The following is a 15,321-nucleotide window of genomic DNA, read 5'->3' as shown; positions in this document are numbered from 1 at the left end:
GGCAGAGGGGTCCTCTTTCAGATGGCGTGGCCGAAGGTGAAGACGCCCGCCGGGTCGACGGCCCGCTTGACCTCCCGCAGCCGTTCGCGCGTCGCCGGCGGGTAGGCCGCGGCGACCTCCTCCGGTCCGGAGACGTCACCGAGGAAGTTGACCATCTTCTCCGGCGCGGCCCACGGCTCGAGCGCGGCGAGGACGCCCCTGCCGACCGCCGGCACGATCTGCGCCAGCTCCGGGATGCCGGGGCCCAGGAGGAACACCCCGTAGGCACCGCTGCGTCCGGGCACGGCATTGGGCACGGCGGCCGGCCGGCCCAGCGCCCCGCCCATCAGACGGAGTTCAGCCATGATCAGTGGGACCTCCACCTGCGGGCCGGCGGCGGCCAGCAGGGCCTCCACCGTCTCCCCGGCGAGCTCCCGCAGCAGCATGCCCTTCTCCCACGCCGGAACCGGGTCGACCGGGTCCATGTGGATGGCGTCCATCTCGTCGGTGCGCATGGGGCCGACGTGGCCGAGCAGGATCGTGCCGGCGATCTTCATCGGCGAGAGCAGCCGCTCTGCCTCCGCGTGGTCGGCGCCGGCGTAGGCGTACCGCAGGTGGACGACGGTCTGCCCGCGGAGCGGGGGCGGCAGCTCCTCCATCGGGGGCATGCGCAGGATCGCGATGGAGGTGCTGACCTCCTCGGGAAGGGTCGGCGTCCACTCGCGGAACCGGTGCAGCAGGGCCGGGGCGTCGTCGCCGGCGAAGAAGATGCCGCCGCCGAACAGCGAGGGCACCGGGACCAGCCCGAACTCTAGGGCGGTGACGATGCCGAGGTTGCCCTTGCCGCCCCGTACCGCCCAGAACAGCTCGGGCTCGGAGTCGACGCTCACGCGGCGCAGCCGGCCGTCCGCGGTGACGATCTCCACCGCCTGCACGTGGTCGGCGGCGAAGCCGTGCTTGCGGCCGAGCGAGCCCATGCCGCCACCGAGGGTGTAGCCGACGACGCCGACGTCCGACGACGACCCGCACAACCCGGCCAGCCCGAACTCCGCGGCCGCCTCCTGGACGCGCATCCACTTGACCCCGGCCTCGACCCGGGCCATCCGCCGTTCGGGATCGATGCTCAGGCCCTGCATGCGGCGGGTGGTGATCATCAGAGCGCCGGCGGCGTTGCGGACCGGCCCGTGCCCGGTGGCCTGGACGGCGACGCGCAGGTCGTGCGCGACGGCCCACGCCACGGCGGCCTCGACGTCGGCCGCGCAGGTGGCGCCGACGGCGACGGCCGGGGTGTGCTGGACCGCCACGTTCCAGGTGGCCACCTCGGCGGCCAAACCGTCGTCGCCCGCGGCCAGAACCGGTCCGCGCACTCGGCTGCGCAGCTCGTCGAGGGCGCCGGGCGGGAAGGACGGTACGAGGGTGTCCAGTACTGCGTCGCCGAAGACGGCAGCGGGCAGCTCGGGGTTCTCGGTCAGGCTCATCGATTCGGCTGTTCCTCTTCGCGGTCGCGGCCGTGGCCGCGGATCGGTGGCCGGCGGTGGGACCGCGCAGGCCGTCGGACGCGAGGAAGAGTCGCGATGGGTACTTGGCGGATACTTGAGGTCGAGTTGCGGCGACGGACGGACGCCGCTCGCCGTCGCAGCCCGGAGGCCCTCCGTCCCGGCCTTCCGGGGTCCCGGGAGGGCGATGCCGGCGGTCCGACGGAGGGCAACCCGTCAGCGGGTGGTGGCGATCCCGCCGTCGACGGGGATGACCGCACCGGTGACGTAGGAACCGGCGCGGCTGCTCAGGTAGACGGCGACGCCGGCCATGTCCTCGGGGCGGCCGATGCGGCCCAGCGGCGAGCGGGCGGCGATCTCCTTGCCGAACGCCTCGAGGGTGGCGGCCATCATCTTGGACTCGAACGGGCCGGGAGCGACCGCGTTCACCGTGATCCCGCGTGGGCCGAGCTCCTTGGCCAGCACGCGGGTCAGGTGGTGCAGCGCAGCCTTGCTCGACGAGTACGAGTAGGTGTGCATCGGCGGGACGTGCAGCCCGTCGATGCTGCCCACGTTGATCACCCGCGCCGGGTCGCCCTCCTCGCCGGCCTTCTCCAGCAGCGGCAGGAAGGCCCGGGTGAGGAAGAACGGTGACTTCAGGTTCAGGTCGACGACCTTGTCCCAGGCGTGCGACGGGAACTCCTCGAGCGACGGGGCCCCCCACGTGGCCCCGGCGTTGTTGACCAGGATGTGCACCTCGTCCTCGCGCTCACCCACCGCGGCGGCCAGGCGGACGCACTCCTCCTCACGGGAGAGGTCGGCGGGGATCGAGCGCACCGTGCCGGCCGACGAGAGCTCGGCGACGGCGGCGTCCCCCGCCTCGGCCTTACGGGAGCTGATGTAGACGCGTGCCCCGGCCTGGAGCAGACCGCGGGCCATCATCAGGCCGATGCCGCGGGTGCCACCGGTGACGACGGCCACCTTGCCGGTCAGGTCGAACAGGTTCACGCGGTACCTCCGGTCGCTCCGGCCCGCCTCGCTGCCGGCCGCGGTCGCACACTATCCAGGCCGGTCACCGGCCGTTGAGGGGGCGGCGGTGGCCGCCCCTGTGTCAGCCTCTGGGCATGATCGCCTCCCCGTACCTCGCGCCCGCCATGGGCGCCACCAGCGAGGTCGGCCGGCTGCGCACCGTGCTGCTGCACCGCCCCGGCCAGGAGCTGCGGCGGCTGACCCCCCGCAACAACGACCAGCTGCTCTTCGACGGCGTGCCGTGGGTGGACCGCGCGCAGGAGGAGCACGACGCCTTCGCGCAGGCGCTGGCCGACCGCGGGGTCGAGGTGCTGCACCTGGACCGGCTGCTCGCCGAGGTGCTCTCGTTGCCCTCCGCCCGCGCCGAGCTCATCGCCGCGGCGGTCGACGACCCGCGCCTGGGCGCGACGCTCCAGCGGGCGACCACGACGCACCTGTCCGGACTCGACCCCGAGGAGCTGGCCTCGGCGCTCATCGCCGGCCTGGCCCACGACGAGCTGCGGGGCGGCAGGGGGCTGGCCTACGAGATCATGGACCGCGGCGACTTCGTCGTCCCGCCGCTGCCCAACCTGCTGTTCACCCGTGACTCCTCCGTCTGGATCGGCGACGAGGTCGCGGTGACGTCGCTGGCCATGCCGGCCCGGCACCGCGAAAGCACGATCACCGCCGCCGTGTACGCCCACCACCCGCGCTTCGCCGGGGTGGAGCAGCTCTACGGGGCCTCCCTGGAGCACCTCGAGGGCGGCGACGTCCTGCTGCTGTCCGAGGGCGTCGTGGCGGCCGGGGTCGGCGAGCGGACGACGCCCGGCGGGGCCGAGCGGCTGGCCCGGCGGCTGTTCGCGCGCCGGCTGGCGCACACGGTGCTCGTCGTCCCCATCGCGCAGCAGCGGGCGACCATGCACCTGGACACCATCGCGACGATGGTCGACGTCGACGCCATGGTCATGTACCCCGCGGTCGCCGATGCCCTGGTCGCCTGGACGGTCACCGCACCCGAGGGCGTGGCGGACGACGACACCACCGATCTCGCGGTGCGCGGTCCGGCGCCGTTCCTCGACGCGGCCGCCGCGGCCATGGGCATCGACCGGCTGCGGGTCATCGACACCGGCCTCGACCCGGTCACCGCCGAGCGGGAGCAGTGGGACGACGGCAACAACACCCTCGCCCTCGCGCCGCGGCTGGCCGTGGCCTACGAACGCAACACGGTGACCAACGCCGCGCTGGAGGCGGCGGGCATCGAGGTCGTGCGGATCGCCGGGTCGGAACTCGGCAGCGGCCGGGGCGGTCCCCGGTGCATGTCCTGCCCCGTGGCCCGCGATCCCCTCTAGGTGCCGGCATCCCATCCTGACCGCGTCGCGAGGAGCCGGAACCGAGATCCCGGCCGCGCTGATCAGGGCCCCCGGTGGCGGCGACGATCCCTACGCTTTCCGGGAACCACGGGGTGGGACGTGCGGAGGGAGCGGGGACGGCGTGAGGCGCGCACTCCTGGCGGCGGCCTGCGGTGCCGCCGTCTCCACGGCTGCCCGTCGGGTCGCCCGCTTCCGGCCACCGGAGCTCGTCCCGGATCCGCCCGAGCTGGAGGGGCTGGACGCCGAGGCCGCGGCCGGACGCCTCGCCGAACTGGTCCGCATCCCGACGATCTCCTCCCGCGAGCCCGCCGACATCGACGAGGCGGCCTTCGCCCGTTTCCGGGAGCGGCTGACCGGGTTGTACCCGCAGACCCACCGCGTCCTGGAGCGGGAGGTGCTGGGGAACGGCGCGCTGCTCTACCGGTGGGCCGGCGGCACGGACGCGCCGCCCATGGTGCTGATGGCCCACTACGACGTCGTCCCGGTGGCCGGGCAGAACTGGTCGCGCGACCCGTTCTCCGGTTCGATCGAGGACGGCGTCGTGCACGGGCGGGGCGCGATCGACGACAAGGGCGCCCTGGTCGCGATCCTCGAGGCGGTGGAGTCGCTGGTCGCGGCCGGGTTCACCCCCGCCCGGGACGTCTACCTCTCGTTCGGCAACGACGAGGAGGTCGCCGGCGTAGGGGCGCCGCTGGCGGTCGGGGCGCTCACCGGGCGAGGTGCCCGGCCCTGGGCGGTGCTGGACGAGGGCGGCGCCGTGGTGAGCGGCGTCTTCCCCGGGGTCTCCCGGCCGGCGGCGGTCGTCGGGCTGGCCGAGAAGGGCCTGCTGGACATCGAGCTGATCACCACGGATCCGGGCGGCCACGCCTCCGCTCCCGTCCGCGGCGGCGCGCCCGCCCGCCTGGCGCGCGCCATCCTGCGGATCGACGAGCACCCCTTCCCCGCCCGGCTGCACGACGTCGTCCTCGGCATGGTGGACGCACTCGGCCGGTACGCACCGGCCGGCTACCGGGCGGTGTTCGCCCACGCGGGGTACCTGCGGCCGGTGCTGGCGGCGGTGCTGTCACGGGCCAGCCGGGAGGCCAACGCGCTGGTCCGGACGACGGTCGCCATCACCCGGCTCGAGGGCAGCCCGGCCGCCAACGTGCTGGCCACCCGGGCGAGCGCCCACGCCAACATCCGGATCGCGCTGGGCGAGACCGTCGAGTCGACCGTCGAGCGCCTGCGCCGCGTGATCGACGACCCGGGCGTCGAGCTCCGCGTGGTGTCGGGCAACGACCCCTCCCCGGTGTCCCGGGCCGACAACGAGGCGTTCGCGCTGTTGAGCGCGGCGGTGCGGTCGGTCTATCCGGACGCCGCCGTCGCGCCGTACGTGATGGTCCAGGCCAGCGACGCCCGGCACTTCAGCCAGGTGTGCGACAGCGTCTACCGGTTCATGCCCTTCGACCTCACCCGGGAGGAGCTGGCCACGCTCCACGCGGCCGACGAGCGCATCTCGGTGGCCGCCCTGCACCGCGGCGCGGGCTTCTACCGGTACCTGATCCGGCACCTCTGACGGCGGCGGGCCCAGCTTTCGGTACAGAAAGCTGCGCCCGCCCGTTCAGCTTTCTGTACCGAAAGCTGGAGACGGCGTCAGAGGCGCTGGGCGAGGCGGTGGTAGGCGGCGCTCCAGCGGAGCTCCTTGGCCAGCGACCGGCGGGTGGTGCCGGCGTCGATGAGCACCAGCTCCGTCGCGAACACCTCCGCCAGGTCGGTCAGCTCGTCGGCGCCCAGCTGGGTCGTCAGCACGGTGTGGTGCGGCCCGCCCGCGGTCAGCCAGCCCTCGGTGGCCGTCGGGAAGTCCGGCCGCGGCTGCCACACGGCGCGGGCGACCGGCAGGTTGGGCAGCGGCTCGTCGGGCTCGACGACGTCGATCTCGTTGGCCACCCAGCGGAACCGGTCGCCGAGGTCGGACCAGCCGATCACCACACCGGGTCCGGACGCCGCCGTGAACACCAGGCGCGCCGGATCCTCCCGGCCGCCGATGCCCAGCGGGTGCACCTCGAGGCGAGGCTTCTCGCCGGCGATCGTGGGGCAGACCTCGAGCATGTGCGCGCCGAGGATCTTCTCGCTGCCCGGCTGCAGGTCGTAGGTGTAGTCCTCCATGAACGACGTCCCGCCCGGGAGCCCCGCGCCGGCCACCTTGAGCACGCGCAGCAGCGCCGAGGTCTTCCAGTCGCCCTCCCCGCCGAAGCCGTAGCCGTCGGCCATCAGCCGCTGGACGGCGAGACCCGGGAGCTGGCGCAGGCCGCCGAGGTCCTCGAAGTTGGTGGTGAAGGCACCGAAGCCGCCGTCGACGAGGAACGACCGCAGCGCCGCCTCGATCCGGGCCTGGTACCGGACCGCCTCGTGCTGCTCGCCGCCGGGCGCCACGGCGGGAGCCATCGCGTAGAGCTCGGCGTACTCCTCGACGAGCGCGTCGACCTCCTTGTCGGGGACCGCGTCGACCACCGCGACCAGGTCGTTCACGCCCCAGGTGTTCACCGACATGCCGAAGCGGATCTCCGCCTCGACCTTGTCGCCCTCGGTCACCGCGACGTTGCGCATGTTGTCGCCGAACCGCGCCAACCTGAGGTCCCGCGCTGCGGCGGCACCGGCGGCGGCGCGGGCCCACGAGCCGACCCGGGAGCGCACGCGCGGGTTGGAGACGTGGCCCGAGACCGTCGTCCGCGGCACCCGGAGGCGGGTCAACATGAACCCGTACTCCCGGTCGCCGTGGGCGGCCTGGTTGAGGTTCATGAAATCCATGTCGATCGACGCCCACGGGAGGGCGGCGTCGGCCTGGGTGTGCAGGTGCAGCAGCGGCTTGCGCAGGGCGTCGAGGCCCGAGATCCACATCTTGGCCGGCGAGAAGGTGTGCATCCAGGTGATGACGCCCAGGCAGGCGGAGTCCTCGTTGGCCTGCCCCATCGCCCGCCGGATCGCCCCGGCGTCCTTGAGCACCGGCTTCCAGACGACCCGCACCGGCACCTCGGTCGCCTCGTCCAGCGCGTCGGCGACCCGCCGCGACTGGTCGTCGACCTGCCGCAGGGTCTCCTCGCCGTACAGGTCCTGGCTGCCGGTCAGGAACCAGATCTCGCGGCCTTCGAACGGGGCAGCCACAGGGAAGTCCTCTCTCATCCGCCGGCCCTTCATCGCTGGCCGTAGACGTTCTGGTAGCGGGCGTACAGCGAATCGACGTCCGCCTGGTCGATCGGCAGCGGTCGGCCCAGCTGCCGGGAGAGGTGCACCGTCCGGGCGACGTCCTCGGTCATGACGGCGGCCTTCACCGCCGCCTTCCCCGACGGGCCGATGGTGAAGACGCCGTGGTTCTGCATGAGCACCGCCGGCGACCGGGATCCGGTGAGCGTCTCGACGATGCCGCGGCCGATGGAGTCGTCGCCGATGAGGGCGAACGGCCCGACAGGGATCGGCCCGCCGAACTCGTCGGCCATCGCCGTGAGCACGCAGGGGATCTCCTCGGCGCGCGCGGCCCAGGCGGTGGCGTACGGGCTGTGCGTGTGCACCTGGCCGTTGACCTCGGGCATGTGCCGGTAGACGTAGGCGTGCGCGTCCGTGTCGGAGGAGGGCGCCTTGACCCCGTCGACGGCGTTCCCGTCGAGGTCGCAGACGGTGACGCCCTCCCAGGTCAGGTCGTCGTACTCGACACCGCTGCCCTTGATGACGAACAGGTCCTCGCCGGGCACGCGCTCGGAGACGTTGCCGGACGTCCACGTCACCAGCTCGTAGCGGGTCAGATAGGAGTGCAGGCGCGCCACGTGCTCGCGCTGCTCGCGGTGGGTGCCGCGCTCGGTCAGGGTGGGCAGGCTCATGCCGGCTGCTCCTCGGTCAGGACGGCGGAGGTTGTCTCGGGATCGGCGGTCTGCCGCCGGCCGACGGTCACGTGGTCCACGGCGGCCCGCTCGACCGGGAGCGCGGCGACGTACCGCTGCATGAACGCGTCGAAGCCCGCGACGTCGACCGGGTCGGGTTCGGCGGTCTGCACGCTGGCGCCGGGAAAGACCGTCGTCTCCAGGTAGTCCGCCAGGCTCTGTTCCCGCGAGCGACCGGTGACGAAGGCGGCCAGGACGGCGATGCCCCAGGCGCCCCCCTCGCCGGCGACGTCACCCACGGAGACGGGGGTGTCGATCGCCGCGGCCAGGAAGCGTTGCCCGACACCCGAGGTCTTGAACAGGCCGCCGTGCGCGAACATCCGGTCGAGCCGCACGCCCTCGGTCTTCTGCAGGACGTCCATGCCGATCCTGAGCGTGGCCAGGGAGGCGAACAGGTGCGTCCGCATGAAGGTGCCGAGGTCGAGCCTGCTGTCCGGGGCCCGCAGGAAGAGCGGCCGGCCCTCCTCGAGGCCGGTGATCGGCTCACCGGACACGTAGTTGTAGGCGAGCATCCCGCCGCAGTCGCTCGCACCGCCCAGTGCGGCGGCGAACAGCGTCTCGAACACCGTCGACGGGTCGACGTCGGCACCCAGCCCCCGGGCGAACTCGGCGAACAGCCCGACCCAGGCGTCCAGCTCGCTGGCGCCGTTGTTGCAGTGGACCATCGCCACCGGGTCCCCGGCCGGGGTGGTGACCAGGTCGAGCTCGCGGTGCACCCGGCCGAGCTCCTGCTCGAGCACGACCATGGCGAAGATGCTCGTCCCGGCGGAGACGTTGCCGGTGCGCGGGGCGACCGAGTTGGTGGCGACCATCCCCGTGCCCGCGTCGCCCTCCGGAGGGCAGAGCGGGGCCCCGGGACGCAGCCGCCCGGTGGGGTCGAGCAGCGCGGCGCCCGCTCCGGTGAGCGTCCCGGCCGGCTGCCCTGCGAGTGCGATGGCGGGCAGCAGCTCGGCCAGGGTGAGCTCGACCCCGGCCTCGGCGGCCAGCTGGTCGAACCGGGCCAGCATCGCGGTGTCGTACCCGCGGGTCACGTCATCGATCGGGAGCATGCCACTGGCGTCACCGATGCCGAGGACCTTCTCGCCGGTGAGCTGCCAGTGCACGTAGCCGGCCAGGGTCGTCAGGTGGTCCACCCGGCCGACGTGCTCCTCGCCGTCCAGGATCGCCTGGTAGAGGTGCGCGACGCTCCACCGGTGCGGGATGTTGCAGCCGAACTCCCCGCTGAGCCGCTCGGCCGCCCGCCCCGTGTTCGTGTTGCGCCAGGTGCGGAACGGCGTGAGCAGCGCACCGTCGGCGTCGAACGCGAGGTAACCGTGCATCATCGCCGACACCCCCAGGGCACCGACCGTGGTGAGCTCGACCCCGTGGCGTCGCCGCACGTCGTCGGCCAGGGTCGCAAAGCTCTCCTGGACCCCCGTCCAGACGGCCTCCAGCGAGTACGTCCACAGCCGGTCCACGAGCTGGTTCTCCCAGTCGGAGCTGCCGACGGCCAGCGGAGCGGAATCCGGACCGATCAGCACCGCCTTGATCCGGGTCGACCCGAGCTCGATGCCCAGGGCCGTGCGACCGCCGGCGATCGCCTCGCCGGGATCCATGCCGGCATCCGTCGTCATCTCAGCAGCCCGGTGCGCCGGCCCACGACCGCCCGTCCGGACGGGGCGGGGCGGTCGACCCTGCTGACGACGGCGTCCGGGTTGTCCGGCATCGCTCCTCCTTCGTGGGCGGGTGGACGTCGGCGTCCGGCGCCCGTCCCGCAGGGATTGTTAGCGTTAACATCCGCCCGGGTCAACCCTGCACGGACCCGGCGCGGACCGGGGCCGGACCCGTGCTGGAGCGCACGAGCAGCGGCGCGGGGACGGCGTCGGGGTGCAGCTCCTCACCGCGCAGGCGGGCCAGCACCAGTGCCACGCCGCGACGGCCCAGTTCGGCGAAGTCCTGGCGGACCGTGGTCAGCGGGGGTGTGAAGTACGGCGACTCGGGCAGGTCGTCGAAGCCGACGACGCTGACGTCCGCCGGGACCTCGATCCCCTCCTGGTGCAGCGCGGAGAGCAGGCCCAGGGCCATCTGGTCGTTGGCCAGGAAGACCGCCGTCACGTCCTGCCCGGCGCGGCGCCGGGCGGCGAGCTCGCGCCCGGCCGCGTACCCCGACGACGGCGTCCAGTCCCCTCGGAGCGGTTCGGGGACCGGGGCGCCCGCGGCCTCGAGCTCCGAGCGCCAGCCCTCGATGCGCACCCGGGCCTCCTTGGAGTCCGCCGGGCCGGCCACGTGGTGGACGGTGGCGTGCCCCAGCTCCAGCAGGTGGCGGGTCGCCAGCCGGGCACCGGTCTCCTGGTCCACGCCCACCGCGGGGCGCACCTCGTCACCGCCGACCTGCACCGCCACGAGCGGCACCGGCGGATCGAGGGCGCTGAGCGACTGGGCGGCGTCGTCGTACGTGCTCAGGGCGACGATGGCGTCCACCCGCTGGGCGACGAAGGTGTCCACCGCCTCCCGCATGGCGCGCGCGGTCGCGTGATCCAGGATCGAGACGCTCACGGAGTACCCGGCCGCGCGGGCGGCCTCCTCCAGGCCGAGCATCGTCTGGGCCGGCCCGTACTGGTTGATCTTCACCGTGACCAGCCCGATCGTCCGGGTCGACCCGGTGACCAGGGCGCGGGCGGCGACGTTGGGCCGGTAGCCCAGCTGCGCGATCGCGGCCTCCACCCGTTCCCGCGTCTGCGGCGCGACGTTGGGGTGCCCGTTGATCACGCGGGACACCGTCTGGTGCGACACCCCGGCGAGGGCGGCCACGTCCGACATCACCAGGGCACGCACGGCCCCCGGCGACTCCCCGTTCGCGACCTTGTCCGTCATCACCGGTCCCCCTGCCGGTCCCCCTTCCGGTCCCCCTTCCGGTCCCCCTGCCGGTCGCAGCCCCTGCGGGCCGCCGACCCCGTCGCCGCGACGCCGGGCCGCGGCGACCGGGTCGCGCCTCAGCGGGAGGCCCCGGCGCGCCGCTTGTTGTAGACGTCGAAGGCGACGGCCAGCAGCAGCACCAGGCCCTTGACCACCGACTGGACCGACTGGTCCACGCCCATGAGCTGCATGCCGTTGCTCATCACGGCCATGATCAGACCGCCGACCATGGCGCCGACGACCGTGCCGACACCGCCGGTGACGGCGGCGCCGCCGATGAAAGCCGCGGCGATCGCGTCGAGCTCGAACATGTTGCCCGCGGCGGGCTGGGCGCCGTTGGAGCGCGAGGAGTAGATGATCCCCGCCACCGCGGACAGGAATCCCATGTTCACGAAGATCCAGAAGTTGACGACCTTCACCTTGACGCCGGACAGCTGCGCCGCGGCCAGGTTGCCGCCGATGGCGTAGATCTGGCGGCCGAACACCGTCCGCTTCGAGATCAGGCTGTAGGCGAGGATCAGCACGGCCAGGATGATCAGCACGATCGGCAGGCCGCGGGCGTGGGCCAGCTGCCAGGCGAAGTACATGACGACCGCACCGACGAGCACGACGCGGGCGACGAACAGCGGGAAGGACTCGACCGGCTGCGAGTACTTGATCCGGGCCAGGCGGGTGCGGAACCCGCTGACCGCGTACCCGGCGACGGCGAAGGCGCCGATCAGCAGCGTGAACGCGTCGTAGCCCTGGCCGCCTATCAGTCCGTTGAGGAAGCCGCTGGCGACCCGGCCGTACTCCTGCGGGAAGGGGGAGAGCGAGATGTTGTCCAGTACCTGCAGCGTCAGGCCCCGGAACAGCAGCATGCCGGCGAGGGTCACGATGAAGGCCGGGATGCCGACGTAGGCGACCCAGAAGCCCTGCCAGGCACCGACGGCGAGACCCACCGCGAGCGCGGCCAGGACCCCGACCCACCACGGGTTGCCGTTCTTGATGACGAGGACGGCGGAGATGGCACCGGTGAGCGCGACCACCGAGCCGACCGAGAGGTCGATGTGCCCGGCGATGATCACCAGGACCATGCCGATCGCCAGCACCAGGATGTAGGAGTACTGGAGGACGATGTTGGTGATGTTGCCGGGACTCAGGGACACCCCGTCGGTGAGGACGGCGAACAGCGCCACGATCGCGACGAACGCGACGTAGATGCCGCTGGTCCGCAGGTTGCGGGTGATCAGCGTCCGCAGATCACTCGTCCCCGTGTGGAGCGCGACGGCGGGCGCCGGCTCCTTGGGGGTGGGGTCGGCTTCCGGGGGCGCGGTCCTGGTCATCCGACGGACTCCCTCTCCTTGGTCATGAGCTCCATGAGGCGCTCCTGGGTGGCCTCACGGACCGGCAGCTGACCGGTGATCCGGCCGGCCGACAACGTGTAGATGCGGTCGCAGATGCCGAGCAGCTCGGGCAGCTCGGAGGAGATGACGACGACGGCCTTCCCGGAGGCGACCAGCCGGTTGATGATCGTGTAGATCTCGTACTTGGCGCCCACGTCGATGCCGCGGGTGGGCTCGTCGAGGATGAGGACGTCGGGGTCGGCGAACAACCACTTGGACAGGACGACCTTCTGCTGGTTGCCGCCGGAGAGCTTGCCGACGATCGACATCACGCTCGGCGCCTTGATGTTCATGCTGCGCCGGCTGTCCTCGGCGACCTTGATCTCCTCGTTGCCGTTGACCCAGCCGCGCCGGGACAGCTTGCCGAGCGCGGCGGCGGAGACGTTGCGCCGGATGTCCTCGATGAGGTTCAGCCCGAACCGCTTGCGGTCCTCCGTCGCGTAGGCGATCCCGTGCTGGATGGCCTCGGCGACGGTGCGGATCCTGACCTCCTTGCCGCGGATGTAGACGCGGCCGGAGATGTCGCGGCCGTACGAGCGGCCGAAGATGCTCATCGCCAGCTCCGTGCGCCCGGCGCCCATCAGGCCCGCGATGCCGACGACCTCACCGGCCCGCACGTCGAAACTCGCGTTGTCCACGACCTTGCGGTCCTGCGTGGGGTGCCAGACGGTCCAGTCCTCGACCCGCATCACCTCCTCGCCGATGGAGGGGACCCGGTCGGGGTAGAAGCTCTCCAGGTCGCGACCGACCATGCCGCGGATGATCCGCTCCTGGGTGACCTCGCCGGCCTCCAGGGAGAGCGTCTCGACGGTCCGGCCGTCACGGATGACCGTCACGCGGTCGGCGATGGCGGTGATCTCGTTCAGCTTGTGCGAGATCATGATCGAGGTGATCCCGCGCTCCTTGAGCCGGCGGAGCAGGTCGAGCAGGTGCGCGGAGTCGCTGTCGTTGAGGGCCGCGGTCGGCTCGTCGAGGATCAGCAGCCGCACGTCCTTGGACAGCGCCTTGGCGATCTCGACCAGCTGCTGCTTGCCGACGCCCAGCTGGCCGACCGGCGTCACCGGGTTCTCGTCCAGCCCCACCGACTGCAGCAGCTCGGCCGCCTCGGCGTTGGCCAGGTTCCAGTCGATGAGGCCGCTGCGGCCCTTCCGCTCGTTGCCCAGGAAGATGTTCTCGGCGATCGACAGGTACGGCACCAGGGCGAGCTCCTGGTGGATGATCACGATGCCGACGTGCTCGCTGTCGCGGATGCCGTTGAAGTGCACCGGCTGGCCGTCGTAGACGATCTCGCCGTCGTAGGTGCCGGCGGGGTACACGCCGGAGAGCACCTTCATGAGCGTGGACTTGCCCGCGCCGTTCTCACCGCAGATCGCGTGGATCTCGCCCCGGCGGACGTCGAGGTTGACGTTCTCGAGCGCCTTGACGCCGGGAAAGGTCTTGGTGATGGAGCGCATCTCCAGGATGTTCTCGGCCATGGATCCCGTCGTCCTCGTCGTCGAGTGCGGTGTGCGGTCTGCGGTGTTCGAAGTGTGGGCCCTCGGTCCCCGTCGTGGGGGCCCGAGGGGAGCTCCACCGCAGCGGGCCGGGCGTCGGACCCGCCGGGGACCGTGCGGTCGTGCCGGGTGGTGCGGCCGGGCCCGGCGGCGATGGTCGCCGCCGGGCCCGGCCGGCGTGAGTGACCGGCCTCAGTCGGCCTGGCCGGACTCGACCTCTTCGGCGGTCCAGTAGCCCGAGTCGATCAGGACCGACTGGATGTCCTCCTTGAAGACGGTCTCGACCGGCAGGAGGTAGGAGGGAACGACCTTGACCCCGTTGTCGTAGGTCTCGGTGTCGTTGGCCTCCGGCTCCTCACCCTCGAGGAACGCCTGCGCGGCGACGACGGCCTGCTCGGCCAGGAGTCGGGTGTCCTTGAAGATTGTGGAGCTCTGGACACCGTCGTTGATCAGCTTGACCGAGGCGATCTCGGCGTCCTGACCCGTGACGACCGGCATGGGGTTGGGACTGTCGAGCGTCGGGCCGTAGCCGGCGTTCTGCAGCGCGGTGATGATGCCGCGGGACAGACCGTCGTAGGGCGAGAGGACGCCGTCGACGCGGCTGCCGTCGTTGTAGCTGGAGGTCAGGAGGTCCTCCATGCGCTTCTGCGCCGTCTCCTGCTGCCAGCGCAGCGTCGCGGCCTGCTCGATGTCGGTCTGGCCGGACTTGACGACGAGCGTGCCGTCCTGGATCAGCGGCTCGAGGATCGACATCGCGCCGTTGAAGAAGAAGAAGGCGTTGTTGTCGTCGAGCGAACCGGCGAACAGCTCGATGTTGAACGGCCCGGTCGCCGTGCCCTCGCCCCCGTCGGCGGTCTGCAGACCGAGACCGGTCAGCAGGGCGTTGGCCTGGGCGACGCCGACCTCGAAGTTGTCGAACGTGACGTAGAAGTCGACGTTCTCGCTGTCGCGGATGAGCCGGTCGTAGGAGATGACCGGGATGTCGGCGTCCGCCGCGGCCTGCAGCTGGCTGGCCAGGGCAGTGCCGTCGATGGCGGCGATGATCAGGGCGTCGACGCCCTGGGTGATCATCTGGTCGACCTGCTGCGACTGGGTCGGGATGTCGTCGCCCGCGTACTGCAGGTCGACCTCGTAGCCCTGCTCCTCGAGCTGCTCCTTGACGGAGTTGCCGTCGGCGATCCAGCGCTCGGAGGTCTGGGTCGGCATCGAGACGCCGATCGACAGCTCCTCGTCGCCGCCACCGCCGCCCGAGCCGCTGCCAGCGCCCTCGCCACCACAGGCCGCCAGCGTCAGCGCCAGAACGGCGCCGGCGGCGGTGAAGCCCAGCTTCCTGCTCACGTATGGATCTCCTCTTCGAGACATCTGCCGCCACTCGTCCCGGCGCAGGCCCGCGCGCCGCGAGCGGGCTAAATGTGAGCGCTAACAAGAGCGGCGTCAACCCCTGATAGCCCGTTCGTTGTCACGGTCGCGTAACGCCACCGTCATCTTCGTGCGGAGGCCGTCGCGCAGCGTCAGGACCCCCCGATGACCTGGCCCGTCGGGGTGAGATGCGGCTCCCGGCGGTACCGCTCCACGGCCAGCGGCGGGCAGTCCCCGCCGCCCCCCACGGGGTGCGGCCGGGCCGCGCGCGGCCAGGTGCGCCGGCCCGGCAGCGCCCGGGGCGGCACCGGATCAGCGCAGCGTGATCTGCCGCGAGATGAGCCCCGCGCGGGCGCGGCGCTCGTCGGAGGACAGGGGCTCGGTCACCGTCAGGGCCTCCTCCAGCCGCGACTGGAACTCCGTCGCCGGGCCGACCCAGTCCTCGG

12 protein-coding genes are annotated in these 15,321 nt (G+C 72.3%); 2 read left to right on the top strand and 10 right to left on the bottom strand.

Going from position 1 to position 15,321, the window contains the following annotated elements:
* Positions 1-17: 17 nt before the first annotated feature.
* Both ACFSHS_RS13965 and ACFSHS_RS13960 read right to left on the bottom strand, forming a co-directional pair.
* A complete protein-coding gene (locus ACFSHS_RS13965) occupies positions 18-1,457 on the bottom strand; it encodes an FAD-binding oxidoreductase (RefSeq protein WP_376877044.1) in 1,440 nt (479 codons plus the stop codon).
* A 234-nt stretch (positions 1,458-1,691) separates the two neighbouring features.
* Entirely contained in the window at positions 1,692-2,462 is a 771-nt protein-coding gene (locus ACFSHS_RS13960) for an SDR family oxidoreductase (protein ID WP_376877041.1), read from the bottom strand.
* Between the two features lie 116 nt (positions 2,463-2,578).
* Between ACFSHS_RS13960 and ACFSHS_RS13955 the strand changes: the two genes are divergently transcribed.
* Entirely contained in the window at positions 2,579-3,811 is a 1,233-nt protein-coding gene (locus tag ACFSHS_RS13955; protein ID WP_376877038.1) for an arginine deiminase, read from the top strand.
* A gap of 142 nt (positions 3,812-3,953) precedes the next feature.
* Positions 3,954-5,387 (top strand): M20/M25/M40 family metallo-hydrolase, encoded by a 1,434-nt coding sequence (locus ACFSHS_RS13950; RefSeq protein ID WP_376877035.1) that lies wholly within the window; start codon positions 3,954-3,956, stop codon positions 5,385-5,387.
* Between the two features lie 77 nt (positions 5,388-5,464).
* On the opposite strand, the gene araA is transcribed toward ACFSHS_RS13950, so the two are convergent.
* From araA to ACFSHS_RS13910, 8 genes are all read right to left on the bottom strand, one after another.
* Positions 5,465-6,973, bottom strand: coding sequence for an L-arabinose isomerase (gene araA / locus ACFSHS_RS13945; RefSeq protein WP_376877032.1), 1,509 nt, complete (start codon positions 6,971-6,973; stop codon positions 5,465-5,467).
* A 29-nt stretch (positions 6,974-7,002) separates the two neighbouring features.
* Entirely contained in the window at positions 7,003-7,683 is a 681-nt protein-coding gene (locus tag ACFSHS_RS13940; RefSeq protein ID WP_376877029.1) for an L-ribulose-5-phosphate 4-epimerase, read from the bottom strand.
* Positions 7,680-9,338 carry a xylulokinase gene (locus ACFSHS_RS13935; protein ID WP_376877026.1) on the bottom strand — a complete coding sequence of 553 codons (1,659 nt, stop codon included), beginning with the start codon at positions 9,336-9,338 and terminating at the stop codon, positions 7,680-7,682. Before ACFSHS_RS13935 ends, ACFSHS_RS13940 begins: the two co-directional genes overlap by 4 nt.
* Before the next feature lie 190 nt (positions 9,339-9,528).
* The gene (locus ACFSHS_RS13930) at positions 9,529-10,596 is read right to left on the bottom strand and encodes a LacI family DNA-binding transcriptional regulator (protein ID WP_376877023.1); all 1,068 of its coding nucleotides are present in this window, start codon (positions 10,594-10,596) and stop codon (positions 9,529-9,531) included.
* 119 nt (positions 10,597-10,715) lie between these two features.
* Complete coding sequence (gene mmsB, locus ACFSHS_RS13925) at positions 10,716-11,963, bottom strand: multiple monosaccharide ABC transporter permease (RefSeq protein ID WP_376877020.1); 1,248 nt, start codon at positions 11,961-11,963, stop codon at positions 10,716-10,718.
* Positions 11,960-13,498, bottom strand: a complete 1,539-nt coding sequence (gene mmsA, locus ACFSHS_RS13920) for a multiple monosaccharide ABC transporter ATP-binding protein (protein WP_376877017.1) — start codon at positions 13,496-13,498, stop codon at positions 11,960-11,962. The genes mmsB and mmsA overlap by 4 nt, the downstream gene beginning before the upstream one ends.
* A 210-nt stretch (positions 13,499-13,708) precedes the next feature.
* Positions 13,709-14,854: a multiple monosaccharide ABC transporter substrate-binding protein gene (chvE, locus tag ACFSHS_RS13915; RefSeq protein ID WP_376877014.1), complete on the bottom strand. Its 1,146-nt coding sequence runs from the start codon at positions 14,852-14,854 to the stop codon at positions 13,709-13,711.
* Positions 14,855-15,187: 333 nt separating this feature from the next.
* Positions 15,188-15,262, bottom strand: a complete 75-nt coding sequence (locus tag ACFSHS_RS13910; RefSeq protein WP_376877456.1) for a hypothetical protein — start codon at positions 15,260-15,262, stop codon at positions 15,188-15,190.
* Between the last annotated feature and the right edge of the window lie 59 nt (positions 15,263-15,321).

The organism is Blastococcus deserti, from assembly GCF_042682525.1.
In the GTDB taxonomy this organism is placed as follows: domain Bacteria; phylum Actinomycetota; class Actinomycetes; order Mycobacteriales; family Geodermatophilaceae; genus Blastococcus_B; species Blastococcus_B deserti.
The sequence above is the reverse complement of the archived record's forward strand: the minus strand, read 5'-3'. Positions and strand labels throughout refer to the sequence as shown.

Bases quoted from the DNA above. Each gene is read 5' to 3' on its own strand.
- mmsA (WP_376877017.1), bottom strand. From the start codon at position 13,498: ATGGCCGAGAACATCCTGGAGATGCGCTCCATCACCAAGACCTTTCCC.
- ACFSHS_RS13930 (WP_376877023.1), bottom strand. From the start codon at position 10,596: ATGACGGACAAGGTCGCGAACGGGGAGTCGCCGGGGGCCGTGCGTGCC.
- ACFSHS_RS13935 (WP_376877026.1), bottom strand. From the start codon at position 9,338: ATGGATCCCGGCGAGGCGATCGCCGGCGGTCGCACGGCCCTGGGCATC.
- ACFSHS_RS13940 (WP_376877029.1), bottom strand. From the start codon at position 7,683: ATGAGCCTGCCCACCCTGACCGAGCGCGGCACCCACCGCGAGCAGCGC.
- ACFSHS_RS13965 (WP_376877044.1), bottom strand. From the start codon at position 1,457: ATGAGCCTGACCGAGAACCCCGAGCTGCCCGCTGCCGTCTTCGGCGAC.
- ACFSHS_RS13955 (WP_376877038.1), top strand. From the start codon at position 2,579: ATGATCGCCTCCCCGTACCTCGCGCCCGCCATGGGCGCCACCAGCGAG.
- mmsB (WP_376877020.1), bottom strand. From the start codon at position 11,963: ATGACCAGGACCGCGCCCCCGGAAGCCGACCCCACCCCCAAGGAGCCG.